The organism is Streptomyces sp. NPDC002754 (assembly GCF_053592315.1).
Map to the genome: position 1 here is coordinate 30045 of NZ_JBSFVM010000006.1, position 17865 is coordinate 47909.

Below are 17865 nucleotides of genomic sequence, written 5' to 3' on the forward strand. Positions count from 1 at the left end.
CCTTGTGCTGGACGGGCTGCAGATAGCTAACGCCCCCGGAAACATCACGTCAACACTTTGTTGAAAACTCGGAGTTACAAAAAACCGCCGTCCGGATATCGGACAGCGGTGGGGGCGAGGGCGGTCGGCTCGGTATCGTCCCAGGTCAGGGCGTCTTGTCCCGGTTGAGATAGTTGTACACGGTGAAGCGGGAAACGCCGAGGGCGCCGGCCACGGTCTCCACACCGTGACGTACGGAGAACGCTCCGCGCGCCTCCAGGAGCCGTACGGCCTCCTGCTTCTGCCTGCGGTCGAGCGCGGACAGCGGGACTCCCTTGGTGCGCTCCATGGCGGCCAGGATGTGGTCCAGCGAGTCCGCCAACTGGGGCAGGCGCACGGCCACGACATCGGCCCCCTGCCACGCCAGTACGACATCGTCGGGGCCCGCGCCCTCCGGCGGCATCAGCTCCCCGCCCATGGCGTCGACCAGTGGCTTCACCGCCGTGACGAAGGCGTCCGTGGTGTCCCCGGTGTCGTTCACGCGTCGTCACCCTTCCCCGTGGGGTCCCCCACCACGTTGACCTGCAGCGAGATCCGCGTCGCCCCGCTTTCGAGGCTGCTGCGCAGCAGGGCGTCGACCGCGGTCAGCACTTCGTCCGCACCGCCCTGCGCGGTGTTGCCGAACGGCCCCACGTCGACCTCGTCGAGATCGGCCGCCTCGATGACCCGGCGTGCCGCGAGCGCGTGCTCGGGCGCCTCCTCCAAGTCGAAGGGCTCCGTCGTGAACTCCACTCTCAATCGCACGCGTTCAACCTAACCCGCATGGAGCGGTTACCGGGAGCCACCGTCGCGATCAGGCGGAGGTCAGGGCGCCGGGCACTTGCTGCCCGCGCTCTCGTACGTCCGGTAGAGCGGCGATCCGCCCCCGCTTCCCTCCGGGAACGTCACGATCGGTACCGGTTTGCACACCGGCCACTGGCCCACCCCGGACCCGGCGTCGCTCCCGTCGGCGTCGACGAACGTGAAGTCGCCGCTCGCGGCCTGCACGCACTGGGCGCAGTCGTCCTGTGGGCTGCCCTTGCGCAGCTGATCCTGGACGTCGTCGTTGGACACGTCGCCGTGCCCGCTCGTACTGGCCTGCTTCACGGCGTTGCTCACCGCGGCGAGGGCGTCGTGGTACATCACGGCGTACCCGTCGTTGAGGGCCTGCCGCTCCTCACCCGTGAAGGCGTCTTCGTAGGCGCTCGCGAACCGCCCGAAGTGCCGGGGTGTCTCCCCTTCGCCACGCTCCCAGCGCGGCGCGTCCACGGCGGCCGCCGTCACGATCCGGATGTGCAGCCGACGGGTCTTCTCGCCGATGGCGGGGGTCTCGGTGACGGGATCGCGGGCCGTGCTGACGCGCAGGATGCGCAGCGGGTCGTCGGACCGGTACCGGCAGGAGCTCGTCTCGTCGATGGCGTTCACGAAGGGTTCCAGGTCGGCGTCACGGCCGGCCAGGAACACCGTCCGCGTGCCGGCCCCGCACATCGCTTCCACCGACTTCTTGAAGTCCTGGGTGTCGCCCCGGGCCGGCCCCTTCCTGCCCTGGTACATCTCGACCGTCCGCCGCACCGGGTCGTTGGTGATGCCGTAGTCCTCACCGAACTTCTCCTGGAAGACCTCGCGCAGGTCGGAGACGTATTTGTCGTCCCGGTCGTCCGCGATCATGAACGTCTTGTCGCGATTGACGTCGTTCCGCTTCGCGTACTCCTTCAGGGCGTCGACGAGCTGGGCGTTGGAGGGCGACACCTTGAACAGGTACGGGTTCTCCATGTCGGTGGCGCTCAGCGCGGCGCTGACGGCCGGGATCCGGGCCTTCTCGAGGCTCTCCACGGATTCCAGGGTCATGCTGTCGCTGTTGGGGAAGCCGATGGTGGCGACGAGGGGAGCGCTCTTGTCGTCGGTCCGTGCGCTCAGCTCCTTGGTCACGCCCTTCCAGTGATCGAGGTATTCGCCCACGTTGGCGAAGAGGAGCCGGACCGCGCTGCCCTTGGTCGTCGCACCGTGGTTGTGCTCGTACTGCGCGATGTACGCACCCTGCAACGCGTGCAGGATCAGCTCCTTGGACATGGCCGCGCCCTTCGTCTGCGCGGTGTACGGCATGACGACGCCGACGCTCACCACCCGCCGCTGCGACGCGCTCGCCCGCGCCTCCTCGTTCTCGCGCGCGATGTCGCCCAGGACGTCCTCCAGGTCCTCGTCGAAGGCGTACGCCCGCGCGGTGACGCCGACGCATTCGTCCCCCACCCGCCGCAGGTCATGGTCCCGGGAGCAGTAGTTCCGGTTGTCCAGATACGTGCCCACGCCCCACCATGCCCCGCCGCCGAGCAGCGCCCCGACGACCACCCACAGCGCGATCACGTCGACCAGGCCGAACACCCGGAACCGGAGCCGCCGCGGCAGCCAGCGCCAGGTCCTGCGGTCCGTCCAGCGCCTCATGCCACGCCTCCCCAGCTGCGCTCCAGCGGCCAGTCCTCGCCGTCCCGCACGGCCCGCGGCCAGCGGACCGCCGCCTGGGCGAGGACGGCGCGCCCGGTCAGGTGCTGGGCGGACAGGAACGACAGGTCCTGCCCGATCCGGTCGGCCAGCACCCGGTCCGCCTCGGCGAGCTCGTCGGCGGCGTACCACAGCGCGTGCAGCAGCCGGTAGATCGCCCGCTTCTCCAGGCCCGCATCAGGGTCCGCCCGCGCCTGGAGCCGGTCCCTGCGCCCCTTGCCGACCTCCTGGCACTGCTCGAACCAGAGGTCACCGGGCGGGCGCGGCGCGTGCGCAACCGTCCGCAGCGCGCGCAGCCACTCCAGGGCGTCACCGTCGGAGCGCCCGAACTCGGCGTGCAGCCGGTCGACGACCTCCTGGGTCTCGCCCCCGGCCAGCCGGTGCCACAGGAAGCGGGCCCACTCCTCGCGCCCGGACCGCCCCGCGCGGCCCTCGGCCCGGCGCCGGTGGTGCTGGGCGAGCAGCCCGTGGGCGTCGCCCCAGCCGACGCCGCCCGCGCCGCGCCCGCTGCGCATCTGGTGCACGAGCAGCGCCCGCAGGAAGCGGTCCGTGATGAACGGCCGGCTGCCGGGCCCGCGCGACCAGCGCTCCCGCTCCAGCTGGGCGGCGATGCCGTCGGCCGCGGCCAGGTCGTCGATCCGCCGCGGTACCCACCGCTCGGCCAGCTGCTCGGCCGCCTCTCGGTCCCAGGCCAGCGAGAGCAGGCACAGCTCGTCGTGGTTCTCGCCGCCGACGAGGGTGTTGAGCAGCCGCCAGATGACCGACTCGCCTGCGCCGCCGGGCTGGTCCAGGTCGAGGAGTTGCTCGGCCGCCACCCACTCCTCGCCGCGCGCCTTGTGCACGACGGCGTCGCACATTCTGCGGGCCCCCATGGGGTGGCCGCGGGTCAGATCGTGCAGCGCCGTCGCGATGTACGGGTCGAACGTGACCCGCTCGTCGCTGCGCAGCATGCGCTCCACGTGTTCCGTGTCGAGCGGCGGCAGCGGCAGGAGCAGCACCCCCTCGGACGGCTCCGCACTGTCGCGGCTCCAGCGGGTGCGCGCCCCGACCTCCTGCAACGGCTGGCGGGTGGCCCGCGGGTACGGGGCGGTCTCCTGCTCCTCCTCGGGCGTCTCGTCATCGTCGTCGGCGTCGCCGCGCAATTCGGTGGCGAGTACGACGAGCGGGTCGCGGGCGCCGCGTTCCTGCAACGCGCGCTGTTCCAGGAGGAGTTCGAGGAAGTCGCGGCCGAGGTCGGTGTGTACGTTGTCGAGCAGGATCAGCGGCCGTGGTGCCCGGTTCCCGCGCCGCAGCCTCCCGTAGCGCACGTCCCTGAGGAACGCGGCCATCAGCATGCGTTCGACGCCGCGCCGAAAGCCTCGGCCCTGGTGGAACTCCTGACAGAGCCTGGCCACGGCCCGCGCGCGCTGGGCGGCCGGCACCCGGGGCGGCTCGGTGGCCGCGTCGGGCGGCATGCCGCGCAGCCGGTTGTCGCTCTCGCTGCGGTGGCTCTCGTACCAGCTGACGAGGTCGCGGGGGCCGAGCCTGCGCGTGCGGCGGCGGTACTGCCTGGCGAGGTAGGTGCGCACGGCCGCCTCGGGGAACTCGGCCGGGTCGGGCGAGCCGCCCTCCGCGGGCGCGGGCAGCGCGGGACGGAACAGCGCGTCCCAGGTGGGCGGGGGTTCGCCGGCCGGCCAGGGGCCCATGAGGGCGGCGGCGTGCCGGTCGGCGACGGTGAGTTCGTCGTCGATGCCGGGGCGCCGGGCCGAAATCACGGCGAGCAGTCCCGCGGTCGTCCTGGGGAAGCGCAGGCGGCCGAACCCGGCGACGGGGAGCGAGAGTTGGCGGACCAGCTCGACCAGCATCTCGACCACGTACGAGTTGTTGGCGATCTCGGGGCCCACCCGGGCCCGCTCCTCCAGGTCCGTGCAGTTGATGCGGGCGAAGGGGACCCGGGGTCCCGGCCAGGGGCCGGTGTCGGGGGCGTAGGCCCGCTGGAGGTCGTTCAGCATGGCGCTCTTGCCGGTGCCGTGCCGCCCGCTGAGCAGCACGACGGGCAGGTCGTCGGCGAACTCCCTGCGACGGCGCCGCCGGTGGCGCTCGCGTTCCAGGCCGATGAGGCGTGGCACCAGTTGGCTCAGGAGCGGCTGGCGCGCGTACACCTCGGGTATCTGGTCATCGGATCCGGTGGTGGGTACGCCGCTGGGCCCTCCGTGATCCGTCACGGCAGCCTCAGCGTCTGGCGGACGAAGTCGGCGAGGAAGCCGACCACCACCTCCTTGCCGACCGAGGCGCTCTCGCTCTGCAGCACGCCCGGGACGCGCTCCATGAAGCGCCGCACCAGGCCCTCGTCGGGCCGGTCGCCGCGGTCGATGGCGTCGGTCAGCTCGTCGGCGAGCGCGCGCACCTGCCGCAGTTCGCTGTCGCTCTCGGTCGCCTCGGGCAGCGACGACTGGACGAGCTGGGCCAGCTGCTCGTACGAGATCACGACGCCTTCGCCCTGTTCCGCCGGGCTGACGTGTACGGGCGCGGGCAGCTCCAGGTGGTTCCTGGCGTACTCCAGGTCCTCCACCGGGAGTTGGCGGCCGCAGTAGAAGGCCTCGCTGGCCCACAGGAAGTTCTCGGGGTGGGAGCCGTCGCCGCTGCGGTGCTGCCCGGCCCTGTCCCAGTACGCAAACAGGGCCGCCTTCGCGTAGCGGCGCCGCGCCTCCCGGTCGGCGTACGCCTCGTCCCAGACGGCGACCTCGGCGAGCCCCGCGGCGGTGGGGCTGACGAGGGGCGGGTCGGCGCCCGAGTCGTTGTGCTCGGTGAGCCAGCCGAGCGCGCCGAGGCGCCCCACGACATCGGCGACCAGGTCGACGCTGCACCGCTCGTGCGGCGCGAAATCGGCGCTGGCCACGCGGCTCGCCCCGCCCGTGCCGGTCTGCTCGACGAGCCAGCGCAAGAACCGCGCGGACGCGGCCCCCGTCTCGTCGTAGACCGGCGAGAGGCCGTTCGTCGGCACCGACCGGGATCCGCCCATCTCCCCCACAACTCCCGTGACTGGCAACGGGCGTTCACCTTCCCCGAACTTCGGGGCCAACACGTGTCACGGGCCGGTTTCTTGAAGCCCGGACGGACACCGGGGCGCGGCGAAATTCGACGACCCCTCTTGACAGTCACGAGGAGCTGCAGGCAATCTTCCATTACGCAGAAACGAACTTCCATAATACGGAAGTTCCACGATCTCGAAGATGAAGGGAGCGCGACCCACATGGGATTTGCAGACCAGCGCTTCAACGTCAACCTGTCGATCCTCTTCACCGAGCTCCCGCTCCTGGAGCGCCCCGCGGCCGCCGCCGCGGCGGGCTTCACCGCGGTCGAGCTCTGGTGGCCCTGGGTCGACGCCCCCACCCCCGAGCAGTCCGAGCTCGACGCCCTGCGCGCCGCGATCAAGGACGCGGGCGTCCAGCTCACCGGCCTGAACTTCTACGCGGGTCAGCTGCCCGGCCCCGACCGGGGCGCCCTGTCGATCCCCGGCGAGGAGAGCGAGAGGTTCCGCGCGAACATCGACGTCGCGGCCGACTTCGCGCAGTCCCTCGGCTGCACGGCGCTCAACGCGCTGTACGGCAACCGCGTCGAGGGCGTCTCCGAGCAGGAGCAGGACGAGCTCGCCCTGGAGAACCTGGTGCTCGCGGCCCACGCCGCCCACCGCGTCGGCGCCGTGCTGCTGATCGAGGCGCTGAACGCGCCGGAGTCGCCGAAGTGCCCGATCGTGAGCGCCCCCAAGGCGATCGAGATCGTGGACAAGGTGAACGCGGCGACCGGCCTCGGCAACGCCAAGTTCCTGATGGACCTGTACCACCTGTCCATGAACGGCGAGGACCTGCAGGCGATCATCAGCGCCCACACCGACAAGACGGCGCACGTGCAGATCGCCGACAACCCGGGCCGCGGCGCGCCGGGCACCGGCTCGCTCCCCCTCGAGGAGCTGCTGGACCAGCTGAAGAAGGCCGGCTACGAGGGCTACGTGGGCCTGGAGTACAAGCCGGGCGACGCTCCGAGCGCCGAGTCCTTCGCCTGGCTGCCCCACGAGCACCGCGCCGCCTGAGCCACCCGCGCCGCGGCAGGGCCATCAACTCATCGCCGTAACAACGCTTTTGGAGTCACCCTCATGAGCAACAACCTCCCCAAGGTCGCGTGGATCGGTCTCGGCATCATGGGCTCCCCCATGTCGGAGAACCTGATCAAGGCCGGCTACGACGTCACGGGCTTCACCCTGGAGCAGGACAAGCTGGACCGCCTCACGACCGCCGGCGGTACCGCCGCGAAGTCGATCGCCGAGGCCGTGCGCGAGGCCGATGTCGTCGTGACCATGGTTCCGGCCTCCCCGCAGGTCGAGGCCATCGCCTACGGCCCGGACGGCATCCTGGAGAACGCGAAGTCGGGCGCCCTGCTCGTCGACATGTCCTCGATCACCCCGCAGACGTCCGTGGACCTCGCAAAGGCCGCCAAGGGCAAGGGAATTCGCGTCCTCGACGCCCCCGTCTCCGGTGGCGAGGCCGGTGCGATCGAGGCCGTCCTGTCCATCATGGTCGGCGGCGACCAGGCCGAGTTCGACGAGGCCAAGCCGCTGCTCGACGCGCTCGGCAAGACCATCGTGCTGTGCGGTCCGCACGGCTCGGGCCAGACCGTGAAGGCCGCCAACCAGCTGATCGTCGCCGTGAACATCCAGGCGTGCGCCGAGGCCGTGGTCTTCCTGGAGAAGTCAGGCGTCGACCTGAAGGCCGCGCTCGACGTCCTCAACGGCGGCCTGGCCGGCTCGACCGTCCTGACCCGCAAGAAGGACAACTTCCTGAACCGGGACTTCAAGCCGGGCTTCCGCATCGACCTGCACCACAAGGACATGGGCATCGTCACCGACGCCGCCCGCAATGTCGGTGCCTCGCTCCCCGTCGGCGCCACGGTCGCCCAGCTGGTCGCCTCGCTGCGCGCCCAGGGCGACGGCGGCCTCGACCACTCGGCGCTGCTGCGCGCGGTCGAGCGCCTCTCGGGGGACCAGCCCAAGTAGGAGCCGGCCCCACAGTCTTCCGGGCCGTGGTGTCGCTGACACCTGTCCTGTCGCGCCCAGGCGCCGCCACGGCCCGGAACCCTTATTCGCGTACCTCCAGATTCGCGTACCCATAACTTCAACAAACTGTTGACGTAGCAGTTCAGAGGTACTTACGCTCCGAACACCTCGAACTTCTCAGCAGTCGCAGCAGTTACAGCACGGAAGGTCACGATGTCGAAGCGCGTGCTTACGACCGAGTCCGGCGCCCCCGTCGCCGACAACCAGAACTCCGCCACCGCCGGCGTCGGTGGCCCGATCCTGCTCCAGGACCAGCACCTCCTGGAGAAGCTCGCCCGCTTCAACCGCGAGCGCATCCCGGAGCGCGTGGTGCACGCCCGTGGCTCCGGCGCGTACGGCTACTTCGAGGTGACGGACGACGTCACCGACTACACGTACGCCGAGTTCCTGAACTCGATCGGCAAGCGCACCGAGGTCTTCGCGCGCTTCTCGACCGTCGCCGACAACCTCGGTGGGGCGGACGCCGTCCGTGACCCCCGCGGCTTCGCGCTCAAGTTCTACACCGAAGAGGGCAATTACGACCTCGTCGGCAACAACACCCCGGTCTTCTTCATCAAGGACCCGCTGAAGTTCCCCGACTTCATCCACTCCCAGAAGCGCGACCCGTTCACGGGCAAGCAGGAGCCGGAGAACGTCTGGGACTTCTGGGCGCACGCCCCCGAGGCCACGCACCAGATCACCTGGCTGATGGGCGACCGCGGCATCCCGGCCTCGTACCGTCACATGAACGGCTACAGCTCGCACACCTACCAGTGGACGAACGAGGCCGGCGAGGCGTTCTTCGTCAAGTACCACTTCAAGACCAACCAGGGCGTCCGCAGCCTCTCCGCCGAACAGGGCGCCGAGCTCGCAGGCAAGGACGCCAACTCCCATCAGACGGACCTGCTGCAGGCCATCGAGCGCGGCGTGAACCCGTCCTGGACCGTGCACGTCCAGCTGATGCCGGCGGCCGAGGCGGCGGACTACCGCTTCAACCCGTTCGACCTCACCAAGGTGTGGCCGCACAAGGACTACCCGCTGCAGCGCGTGGGCCGCCTGGTCCTGGACCGCAACCCCGAGAACGTCTTCGCCGAGGTCGAGCAGGCCGCCTTCTCCCCGAACAACTTCGTTCCGGGCATCGGCCCCTCCCCCGACAAGATGCTGCAGGGCCGCCTGTTCGCCTACGCGGACGCGCACCGCTACCGCCTGGGCGTCAACCACACCCAGCTCGCGGTGAACGCGCCGAAGGGTGTCGAGGGCGGCGCGAACAACTACGGCCGCGACGGCGCCATGGCTGCGAACGCGTACGCCCGCGCCCACAAGAACTACGAGCCGAACTCCTTCGACGGCCCGGTCGAGACCGGCCGCCCGCTGGCCGCGCCGCTCGCGATCCACGGCCACACGGGTACGCACGAGGCCCCGGCCCACACGAAGGACGACGACTTCTTCCAGGCGGGCGAGCTGTACCGCCTGATGTCGGAGGACGAGAAGGGACGCCTGGTCGCGAACATCGCGGGCGGCCTCTCCCAGGTCTCGCGCGACGACATCGTCGAGAAGAACCTGGCCCACTTCCACGCCGCCGACGCCGACTACGGCAAGCGCGTGGAGGCGGCGGTCCGCGCCCTGCGCGAGGACTGATCCCTCCGGGTTGGATCGGGTGGGCTGTTCCCGGTGACCGGCGACAGCCACCCCCAAGACTGCGTACGAGGGGCGGCGGGAGGTCTTCCCCCGTACGCAATGGCCCGCGCCGTCGGCCACGACCCGGATGAGGGGTGGTCTGGCCGACGGTAGCGGGAGACTGCGCCAGTCGATGCGGCTGGCGCCGCGCGGGGACCGCGGCGGCTTGTGCAGCGTACGAGCCAGTGCGGTGGTGAAGGTTCCTCCGCTCTCCTCTCGACCTGAGGGAGGGGAACGGGGAACCGTCGTACGCCGGCCGCCGCGGTCCCAGCCAATTCCCTGACGGGGTCTGCCCGTTGGGGTTTCCTCGGTCTCCGTCCGGTGGCGCGCACGCATGTTCCGCCAGTCGCGCGCCGTCGGACGGCAACAACCTCTTGGCCAGAGCGCCGAGTTCGGACGGTCCCGACCTCGGCGCTCTTCTGCGCCCGCAGGTCCATCCGCCTCAACCCCGGCCCCACGTCGGGCTCCGCCAGTGACGGTCGGCGTTCCCACGCGTCGGGGCTCCGCCATGACGGTTAACGTTCCTCCCCTCAGGACTCCGCACATGACGGTCGACGGTCCTACGCCTCGGGGCTCCGGCCCGGACCCCGCTGCTCAATCGCCGCAGGGGCTTGAGGTGCTCGCCTCGGGGCCGCGGGGGTTGAGGAGCTCGCCTAGGCGCCGCAGGGGGCGAGGGAGTCGCCTCCGCGCCGCAGGGGCTTGAGGCCTCAGAGGCTTGCGGCGGTGGTCTCCGCGCCACGGGGACTTGAGGTACTCGCCTCGGCACCGCAGGGGTTGAGGTAGTCGCCTCCGCGCCGTAGGAACTTGAGGCCTCAGAGGCTTGCGGTGGTGGTCTCCGCACCGCGCGGACTTGAGGCAATCGCCTCCGCGCCGCAGGGACTTGAGGTAGTTGCCTCCGCGCCGCGGGGACTTGAGGTACTCGCCTCGGCGTTGAGCGGCGCGCTCGTTCTCACTCCCCCGGTCGTCTCCCACCCCCCGCCCCCTCCGGGGGCCTCGGCGCGACGGGGTGCCGCTTCCGGCGTGCTACCAGCGCCAGCCCCGCCGAGGGGTGTTTGCCGTCGGTCACGGCTCCCCGCCTTGGGCGTCGGGCCGCCACCGCCTTGGGCGGCAGGGTGGGCAAGGCGGCGCCACGGTGCCGCGCGACGGAGATGGCAGGCACCGGCCACGGCATGGCCCGCGGGCCCAAGTGCCGCGCAACCATCACTACCGACGCCGCCCCGGCAAAGCCCCGGGTCCCCGGTGCAGGCCCCGACCCCGAGGGGCCGAAGCCCCCGGAGGCGGCGGGCGGGTGGGAGGTGAGCGGACACCGGCGCAGCCGAAGGGGTGGACCGGTGCCGACCCCAGCGAAGCCCCAGTGCCGCGCACCGACCACGTAAGGCGCCAACCCCGGCAAAGCCCCGACGCCGCGCAACGGGCGCGTGAGGCGTCGACCCCGGCAGATGCCCCGAACCCCGTCGCCGCGCAACAACAACCAGCACCACCCGTTCCCCGACGCTGCGGAGCCATCACAGCAGCCATAAGCCCGACCCCGCGGGGCCGAAGCCCCCGGAGGCGGCGGGCGGGTGGGAGGTGAGCGGGCACCGGCGCAGCCGAAGGGGTGGACCGGTGCGCTCCGCAACAGTCGCGTAAGGCGCCGACCCCGGCAAAGCCCCGGCGCCGCGCAACAACAACCGCCACCGGCGCCGCCCACCGCTCCGGGCAACGCCCCCCGGCACAACGAAGGACGGGCCCCCGGCTCCGTGGAACCGGGGGCCCGCCTCGTACGCGGTGCGGCTGTCAGACCTTCAGGGGCCGGATGGCCGTAGGCGCGTGAGCCGGCTCCGTAGCCAGCTCCTCGAACTCCTTGACCGCGCTGATGTCCGCCGTCGGGCTCATGGAGATGTTCGTGATGCGCTCCAGGATCGCCTCGACGACGACCGGGACCTGGAACTCCTGGGCCATCTTCTTGGCCTGCTCGAACGCGGCGCCGAGCTCCGCCGGATCCGTCACGCGGATCGCCTTGCAGCCGAGCCCCTCGGCGACCTTGACGTGGTCGACCCCGTAGACACCCAGCTCGGGACTGTTCTGGTTCTCGAACTCCAGGTTGACCTGGAAGTTGATGTCGAGGCCGATCTGGGCCTGGCGGATAAGGCCCAAGTAGGCGTTGTTGACGAGGACATGGACGTACGGGATGCGGTGCTGCGCCCCCACCGCCAGCTCCTCGATCATGAACTGGAAGTCGTAGTCGCCGGACAGCGCCACGACCTGCGTGTCAGGGTCGGCCTTCGCGACACCGAGCGCCGCCGGAATCGTCCAGCCGAGCGGCCCCGCCTGGCCGCAGTTGATCCAGTGCCGCGGCTTGTAGACGTGCAGCATCTGCGCACCGGCGATCTGCGACAGACCGATCGTCGTGACGTACCGCGTGTCCTTGCCGAACGCCTTGTTCATCTCCTCGTAGACGCGCTGCGGCTTCATGGGGATGTCGTCGAAGTGCGTACGGCGCTGGAGGGTCTCCTTGCGCTCCAGGTGCGAGGCGACCCACGCGGAGCGGTCCGGCAGCTCACCGGCCGCCTTCAGCTCCTTCGCGACCTCGACGAACAGCTCTAGGGCCGACTTGGCGTCGGACGCGATCCCGTAGTCCGGCGCGAAGATCTTGCCGATCTGCGTCGGCTCGATGTCGACGTGCACGAACTTCCGCTCGCCCTGGTAGACGTCCAGCTTGTAACCCGTGTGCCGGTTGGCCCACCGGTTGCCGATGCCGAGGACGAAGTCCGACTCCAGGAACGTGGCGTTGCCGTACCGGTGGCCGGTCTGCTGGCCCACCATGCCCGCGTTCAGCTCGTGGTCGTCGGGGATCGTGCCCCAGCCCATCAGCGTAGGAATGACAGGCGTGTTGGTGACCTCGGCGAACTCGACGAGCAGGTCGGACGCGTCCGCGTTGATGATGCCGCCGCCCGCGATGATCAGCGGCCGCTCGGACGCGACGAGGAGCTTGATCGCCTTCTCGATCTGGGCGCGGCTCGCGGCCGGCTTGTAGATCGGCAGCGGCTCGTACGTCTCCGGGTCGAACTCGATCTCCGTCTGCTGGACGTCGATCGGAAGGTCGATGAGGACCGGCCCCGGACGGCCCGAACGCATCAGGTGGAAGGCCTGCTGGAAGATGCCCGGGATCTGCGCGGCCTCCAGGACCGTCACCGCCATCTTGGCGACGGGCTTGGCGATCGAGGCGATGTCGACGGCCTGGAAGTCCTCCTTGTGCAGGAGGTGGCTCGGCGCCTGACCCGTGATGCACAGGATCGGGATCGAATCGCCCGTGGCGGAGTACAGGCCGGTGATCATGTCGGTCCCCGCGGGACCCGAAGTGCCGATGCAGACACCGATGTTGCCCGGGTTGGCCCGGGTGAAGCCCTCGGCCATGTGCGAGGCGCCCTCGACGTGGCGAGCGAGCGTGTGGTCGATGCCACCGCTCTCCTTGAGGTCCTTGTAGAAGGGGTTGATGGCGGCACCGGGCACGCCGAACGCGTTCGTGACGCCCTCGCGCTTGAGGATCTCAACGGCCGCGCGGGCGGCGGTCATTCGAGCCATGAGTGCTCCCGACTCCTGCTGTGACTGCGTACGCCTCTTCGGCTGTACGACTACGGCTACGGCTGTGGCTGTCGGATTCGCGCTCCCGTCGCGCCCCGCGGCGAGCTCTGAATTCCGTCCCCCAGCCCCCTGTTTCGCTCCAGCGACCCTTTCGGGCTACTTTCACGATGTGGAAACTAGGTTCTGCTATATGGAAGCAATGTAGAGGGGCGCTTTGGAGGCCGTCAAGGTGGATGATGAGACTGACGTCGATCCGTTCCCGGGGCAGGACCGAGGGGGAGTTGCCATGGCCGAGCCCGCCCACCTGCGCTGCCCCACCTGCCGGCGCGAGCATCTGTACGCACCCCAGGCCCTCCCCTGCGCCTGCGGCGCACCCGTCGCGCCACCGATGGTGCGCGGCGCCGCCCCCGTTCCCGTGTCCGACCGCACCTGGGACGACGACTGGATGACCCTGCGCTGCCCCCTGTGCGGGCGCCGCGACCGATGGCCCCGGCCCGAGCTCGGCTGCGCCTGCGGCTCGGTGCTGCGCGTCCCCGTCCTCGACGACCAGGCCCCCGCGCCCGCCCACATCCCGCTGCCGCGCACGGCCGCGCCCCCGCGCCCCGCCTTCCAGCCCGTCGCCATCCGCACCGCGCGCGACGCCGTGACGGCCGTGGCGCTGTATCTGCGCTGGCTCGGCTACGACGACGTACGCAGGGCCGACCAGGACCCACCCTCCGGCATCGCGCTCGCGGCGAGCGGGGTCGTCGCCCAGGTCGAGCCGTCGGTGCGGCCCGCGACGCTGCGCGACGTGGAGTGCCTGTGGTTGCAGTCGATGACGGAGTCCGCGGCCTGCGCCTACTTCTCCCTCGCGGGTTACGTGGACGAGGCCAGCGCCCGCGCCGACGCCCTGGGCGTCCCGCTGTTCGTCCTCGACCTGGCCGGCATACCGCAGCCGGTGAACAGCCCGGCGGACGAGCTGATAGCGAGCGGGACGTAAATGCGCGTGAGTGACCAGCGGTCCCTCGACATACTGGCCGGGTGATCATCCGCAGCGCCGAGCCCGCCGACCTCCCCCGCCTCCAGGCCATCGAGTCGGCCGCGGGCGAGATCTTCCGTACGGTCGGCATGGCCGCGATTGCCGACGACGAGCCGCCCACCGTCGCCGAGTTGGAGCGATTCCGGCAGGCGGGCCACGCATGGGTCGCGGCCGATGAGACCGGGATCGTCGCCTACCTCGTCGCCGAAGTCGTCGACGGCGCCCTCCACATCGAGCAGGTCACCGTGCACCCCGACGCCGCCCGCCGGGGCGTGGGTCAGACCCTGATCGCGTGCGCCGCCGACTGCGCGCGCGGCCAGGGCCTGACCGGTCTCACCTTGACCACGTTCGCCGACGTCCCGTGGAACGCCCCGTACTACGAGCGCCTCGGTTTCCGCCGGCTTTCCGGGGCCGAACTCACACCCGGGCTGCGCGCGATCCGCGCGGCCGAGGCCGAGCACGGCCTGGACCGGTGGCCCAGGGTGTGCATGCGAAGGGGCTTGTGACGGCCCCCGCCCAACGGTTACAGGTACTTCCCTACGGTTTCCCGGTTTCCCTTTCTACAACTCCCCGTACCCCTGCCGGAGTTCCACCTTCCGGACCTTCCCGCTGACGGTCATCGGGAACCGTTCCAGAAGGCGCAGCCGGCTCGGGATCTTGTAGTGCGCGAGCCGGTCGCGACAGAAGGCGCGCACCTCGTCGAGGGTCAGCGTGTCCGCGGGGTCGCGCAGGATCACACAGGCGAGCACCTCCTCGCCGTACTTCTCGTGCGGCACGCCCACGACCTGGACGTCGGCGATCTTCGGATGCCCGTAGAGGAACTCCTCGATCTCGCGCGGGGAGATGTTCTCGCCGCCACGGATGATCATGTCCTTGATGCGTCCGACGATCTGCCCGTAGCCGTCCTCGCGGATGACCGCGAGGTCGCCCGTGTGCATCCACCGGCCGGCGTCGATGACCTCGGCGGTCTTCTCCGGCTCGTCCCAGTAGCCGAGCATCACGCTGTAGCCGCGGGTGCACAGTTCGCCGGGTTCGCCGCGCGGCAGTGTGACTCCGGTGACCGGGTCGATCACCTTGACCTCGATGTGCGGCAGGACGCGGCCCGCGGTGCCGGTGCGGCGCTCCAGGTCGTCGTCGCGGCGCGTCTGCAGGGAGACGGGGGACGTCTCGGTCATGCCGTAGCAGATGGAGACCTCGGCCATGTGCATCTCGGCGACGACCCGCTTCATCACCTCGACCGGGCACGGGGAGCCCGCCATGATGCCCGTACGCAGACTGCTCAGGTCGTACGAGCCGAAGTCCGGCAGGTTCAACTCCGCGATGAACATGGTCGGTACGCCGTACAGCGACGTGCACCGCTCCTGCTGCACGGCGCGCAGGGTGGCGGCCGGTTCGAAGGACGGGCCGGGGATGACGATGCAGGCGCCGTGCGAAGTGGCGCCCAGGTTTCCCATCACCATCCCAAAACAGTGGTAAAAGGGCACCGGCAGACACACTCGGTCGTGCTCGGTGTAGCCGACCGTCTCGCCCACCCAGTAGCCGTTGTTGAGGATGTTGTGGTGGGAGAGCGTGGCGCCCTTCGGGAAGCCGGTCGTGCCGGAGGTGTACTGGAGATTGACCGGGTCGTCGCACGACAACTCTGCCTCTAGGGCCACCAGTTGGTCGTCCGTGATGCCGCCCGCGGCCGCCACCAGGGCGTCCCAGCTCTCCGTGCCGATGAAGACCTGTTCGCGCAACTCCGGGCATTCCGGCGCCACTTGCCGTACGAGCTCGCGATAGTCCGTTCCCTTGTGCTCGGTCGACGAGATGAGGAGCGAGACACCGGACTGCTTGAGCACGAACGCCAACTCGTGCGCCCGGTAAGCGGGGTTGATGTTGACCATGATCGCGCCGATCCGCGCGGTCGCGTACTGGACGAGCACCCACTCGGCACAGTTGACCGCCCAGATGCCGACGCGGTCACCCTTGCCGATCCCACGGGCCAGCAGACCCCGCGCCAACTCACCCACATCCGCGCCGAATTGACCGTACGTCCAGCGGCGCCCGTCGGCCATGTCGACCAGCGCCTCGCGCTCGGGCCAGGCCTCGACGACCCGCCGCAGATTGCGCCCGACGGTGTCGCCGAGGAGCGGCACCTCGCTGGTCCCGTGCGTGTACGACAACTCCCCAGCGGGTGCGCTCACTTGAAGTCCTCCTCGCGGTACTCGGCGGCGGACCCCTTGGCGGTGGCCTCGCGCAGCTCGATGCGGCGGATCTTCCCGGAGACCGTCTTGGGCAGCTCGGCGAACTCGATCCGGCGCACGCGCTTGTACGGGGCGAGGACCGCGCGGGAGTGCTCGAACAGCAACTTCGCGGCGTCCGGGCCCGGTTCGTATCCCTCGGCGAGGACGACGTACGCCTTGGGGACGGCGAGCCGCAGCTCGTCGGGGGCGGGCACGACGGCCGCCTCGGCGACCGCCTCGTGTTCGAGCAGGGCGCTCTCCAGCTCGAAGGGGCTGATCTTGTAGTCGCTGGCCTTGAAGACGTCGTCGGAGCGGCCCACGTACGTGAGGTAGCCGTCGGCGTCGCGGGAGCCGATGTCGCCGGTGCGGTAGAAGCCGCCCGCCATCGACTCCGCCGTGCGCTCCGGGTCGCCGTGGTAGCCGACCATCAGGCCGACGGGGCGTGCGGAGAGGTCGAGACTGATCTCGCCCTCGTCCGCGCCGGGCTCGCCGGTCACCGGGTCGAGCAGCTCGACCGTGAAGCCGGGGCTCGGACGCCCCATGGAGCCGGCCTTGAGGCGCTGACCGGGGCTGTTCGACACCTGTACCGACGTCTCGGTCTGCCCGAAGCCGTCGCGGATGGTGATGCCCCAGGCACGCTCGACCTGCTCGATGACCTCGGGGTTCAGCGGTTCGCCCGCGGCGAGGACCTCCCTGGGCGGCGTCCGCAGGGCCGTGAGGTCGGCCTGGATGAGCATGCGCCACACGGTGGGCGGCGCACAGAAGGACGTCACTCCCGCGCGGTCCATCGTGGCCATCAGGCGGCCCGCGTCGAAGCGCGTGTAGTTGTAGAGGAAGACGGTCGCCTCGGCGTTCCACGGCGCGAAGAAGTTCGACCAGGCGTGCTTGGCCCAGCCGGGCGAGGAGATGTTGAGGTGCACGTCGCCGGGGCGCAGGCCGATCCAGTACATCGTCGCCAGATGCCCGATGGGGTACGAGACGTGGGTGTGCTCGACCAGCTTGGGGCGGGCGGTCGTGCCGGACGTGAAGTACAGGAGCAGCGGGTCCTCGGCGCCGGTCACCCCGTCGGGCTCGAAGGTGTCGGGGGCGCCCGCGGCGTCCTCGTAGGCGAGCCAGCCCTCGCCGGCCGCGGCCGCGCCGACCACGATCCGGGTGTACTCCCCCGGCACCTCGCCGAACTTGGCGACGTCCTCGGGGCGTGCGACGACATGCCGGGCGCGGCCGCGCTCCACGCGGTCGGTCAGATCGGCGGGGCCGAGCAGCGGTGTGGCGGGGATGACGACGGCCCGCAGCTTCATCGCGGCGAGCATCACCTCCCACAGCTCGACCTGGTTGCCGAGCATGAGCAGCACACGGTCGCCCGCGCCGACCCCGTGCCCGCGCAGCCAGTTGGCGACCTGGTTGGAGCGGCGGCGCACGGTGTCGAAGGAGAACCGCGCCTCGGATTCGTCCTCCTCGACGATGTGCAGCGCGATCTTGTCGTTGCCTTCGGCGATGACGTCGAACCAGTCGAGGGCCCAGTTGAAGCGCTCGGGGCGGGGCCAGGAGAAGCCCTCGTACGCCGCCTCGTAGTCCCGTGCGTGCCGCAACAGGAAGTCACGGGCTGCGCGGAACTGCTGCGTGGGTCCGCTCGCCGTCGGTCCGTTCGCCATCGGTCCGTTCGCCGTCGTCATGTGCGCTCCGTATGTCCTTGGGTGGCCCGGGTTCCACCGCATGTCCCGCACCGTCGCGGGTCGTGTCTGCCATCGTGTAGTGAGTGACGCAGGTCTCACCACCCCCATACGGGGGTGAACCGTGTGCGG

Annotated in this window: 13 protein-coding genes; 5 read left to right on the forward strand and 8 right to left on the reverse strand. The window is 70.5% G+C overall.

What is annotated here, in order from left to right; genetic code table 11:
* Positions 1–145: 145 nt before the first annotated feature.
* From ACWD2L_RS15770 to ACWD2L_RS15790, 5 genes are read right to left on the reverse strand one after another with little or no spacing between them, the layout of a single operon-like run.
* The gene (locus tag ACWD2L_RS15770; RefSeq protein ID WP_451190003.1) at positions 146–457 is read right to left on the reverse strand and encodes a helix-turn-helix domain-containing protein; all 312 of its coding nucleotides are present in this window, start codon (positions 455–457) and stop codon (positions 146–148) included.
* Between the two features lie 59 nt (positions 458–516).
* Complete coding sequence (locus tag ACWD2L_RS15775; protein ID WP_351333988.1) at positions 517–783, reverse strand: hypothetical protein; 267 nt, start codon at positions 781–783, stop codon at positions 517–519.
* 60 nt (positions 784–843) lie between these two features.
* A complete protein-coding gene (locus ACWD2L_RS15780; RefSeq protein ID WP_351333985.1) occupies positions 844–2457 on the reverse strand; it encodes an ABC transporter substrate-binding protein in 1614 nt (537 codons plus the stop codon).
* Entirely contained in the window at positions 2454–4718 is a 2265-nt protein-coding gene (locus ACWD2L_RS15785) for a hypothetical protein (RefSeq protein ID WP_351333982.1), read from the reverse strand. Before ACWD2L_RS15785 ends, ACWD2L_RS15780 begins: the two co-directional genes overlap by 4 nt.
* On the reverse strand, positions 4715–5515 hold the full coding sequence (locus ACWD2L_RS15790) for a hypothetical protein (RefSeq protein WP_351333980.1): 801 nt from the start codon (positions 5513–5515) through the stop codon (positions 4715–4717). The genes ACWD2L_RS15785 and ACWD2L_RS15790 overlap by 4 nt, the downstream gene beginning before the upstream one ends.
* A 231-nt stretch (positions 5516–5746) precedes the next feature.
* Here ACWD2L_RS15790 and ACWD2L_RS15795 point away from each other — a divergent pair, with 231 nt between their 5' ends.
* The 3 genes from ACWD2L_RS15795 (at position 5747) to ACWD2L_RS15805 (ending at position 9220) form a co-directional block, all read left to right on the forward strand.
* Positions 5747–6583, forward strand: a complete 837-nt coding sequence (locus tag ACWD2L_RS15795; RefSeq protein ID WP_351333977.1) for a TIM barrel protein — start codon at positions 5747–5749, stop codon at positions 6581–6583.
* Positions 6584–6646: 63 nt separating this feature from the next.
* Positions 6647–7543, forward strand: a complete 897-nt coding sequence (locus tag ACWD2L_RS15800) for a 2-hydroxy-3-oxopropionate reductase (RefSeq protein WP_351333974.1) — start codon at positions 6647–6649, stop codon at positions 7541–7543.
* Between the two features lie 213 nt (positions 7544–7756).
* Positions 7757–9220, forward strand: coding sequence for a catalase (locus ACWD2L_RS15805; protein ID WP_351333971.1), 1464 nt, complete (start codon positions 7757–7759; stop codon positions 9218–9220).
* Between the two features lie 1815 nt (positions 9221–11035).
* Here the strand turns inward: ACWD2L_RS15805 and gcl are convergent.
* Positions 11036–12823 (reverse strand): glyoxylate carboligase, encoded by a 1788-nt coding sequence (gene gcl / locus ACWD2L_RS15810; RefSeq protein ID WP_351333968.1) that lies wholly within the window; start codon positions 12821–12823, stop codon positions 11036–11038.
* A 286-nt stretch (positions 12824–13109) separates the two neighbouring features.
* Here gcl and ACWD2L_RS15815 point away from each other — a divergent pair, with 286 nt between their 5' ends.
* Complete coding sequence (locus ACWD2L_RS15815; RefSeq protein WP_351333965.1) at positions 13110–13802, forward strand: hypothetical protein; 693 nt, start codon at positions 13110–13112, stop codon at positions 13800–13802.
* Between the two features lie 41 nt (positions 13803–13843).
* A complete protein-coding gene (locus tag ACWD2L_RS15820) occupies positions 13844–14347 on the forward strand; it encodes a GNAT family N-acetyltransferase (RefSeq protein ID WP_351333963.1) in 504 nt (167 codons plus the stop codon).
* A 54-nt stretch (positions 14348–14401) separates the two neighbouring features.
* Here the strand turns inward: ACWD2L_RS15820 and ACWD2L_RS15825 are convergent, their stop codons facing one another.
* Complete coding sequence (locus tag ACWD2L_RS15825) at positions 14402–16024, reverse strand: AMP-binding protein (protein WP_351333961.1); 1623 nt, start codon at positions 16022–16024, stop codon at positions 14402–14404.
* Positions 16021–17736 carry an AMP-binding protein gene (locus ACWD2L_RS15830; protein ID WP_351333958.1) on the reverse strand — a complete coding sequence of 572 codons (1716 nt, stop codon included), beginning with the start codon at positions 17734–17736 and terminating at the stop codon, positions 16021–16023. Before ACWD2L_RS15830 ends, ACWD2L_RS15825 begins: the two co-directional genes overlap by 4 nt.
* Positions 17737–17865 lie beyond the last annotated feature (129 nt).

What these genes read in the sequence shown, in the direction of transcription:
- ACWD2L_RS15770 (WP_451190003.1), bottom strand. Translation starts at nt 457, where the DNA reads ATGGGCGGGGAGCTGATGCCGCCGGAGGGCGCGGGCCCCGACGATGTC.
- ACWD2L_RS15780 (WP_351333985.1), bottom strand. Translation starts at nt 2,457, where the DNA reads ATGAGGCGCTGGACGGACCGCAGGACCTGGCGCTGGCTGCCGCGGCGG.
- ACWD2L_RS15790 (WP_351333980.1), bottom strand. Translation starts at nt 5,515, where the DNA reads ATGGGCGGATCCCGGTCGGTGCCGACGAACGGCCTCTCGCCGGTCTAC.
- ACWD2L_RS15795 (WP_351333977.1), top strand. Translation starts at nt 5,747, where the DNA reads ATGGGATTTGCAGACCAGCGCTTCAACGTCAACCTGTCGATCCTCTTC.
- ACWD2L_RS15800 (WP_351333974.1), top strand. Translation starts at nt 6,647, where the DNA reads ATGAGCAACAACCTCCCCAAGGTCGCGTGGATCGGTCTCGGCATCATG.
- ACWD2L_RS15805 (WP_351333971.1), top strand. Translation starts at nt 7,757, where the DNA reads ATGTCGAAGCGCGTGCTTACGACCGAGTCCGGCGCCCCCGTCGCCGAC.
- gcl (WP_351333968.1), bottom strand. Translation starts at nt 12,823, where the DNA reads ATGGCTCGAATGACCGCCGCCCGCGCGGCCGTTGAGATCCTCAAGCGC.
- ACWD2L_RS15815 (WP_351333965.1), top strand. Translation starts at nt 13,110, where the DNA reads ATGGCCGAGCCCGCCCACCTGCGCTGCCCCACCTGCCGGCGCGAGCAT.
- ACWD2L_RS15830 (WP_351333958.1), bottom strand. Translation starts at nt 17,736, where the DNA reads ATGACGACGGCGAACGGACCGATGGCGAACGGACCGACGGCGAGCGGA.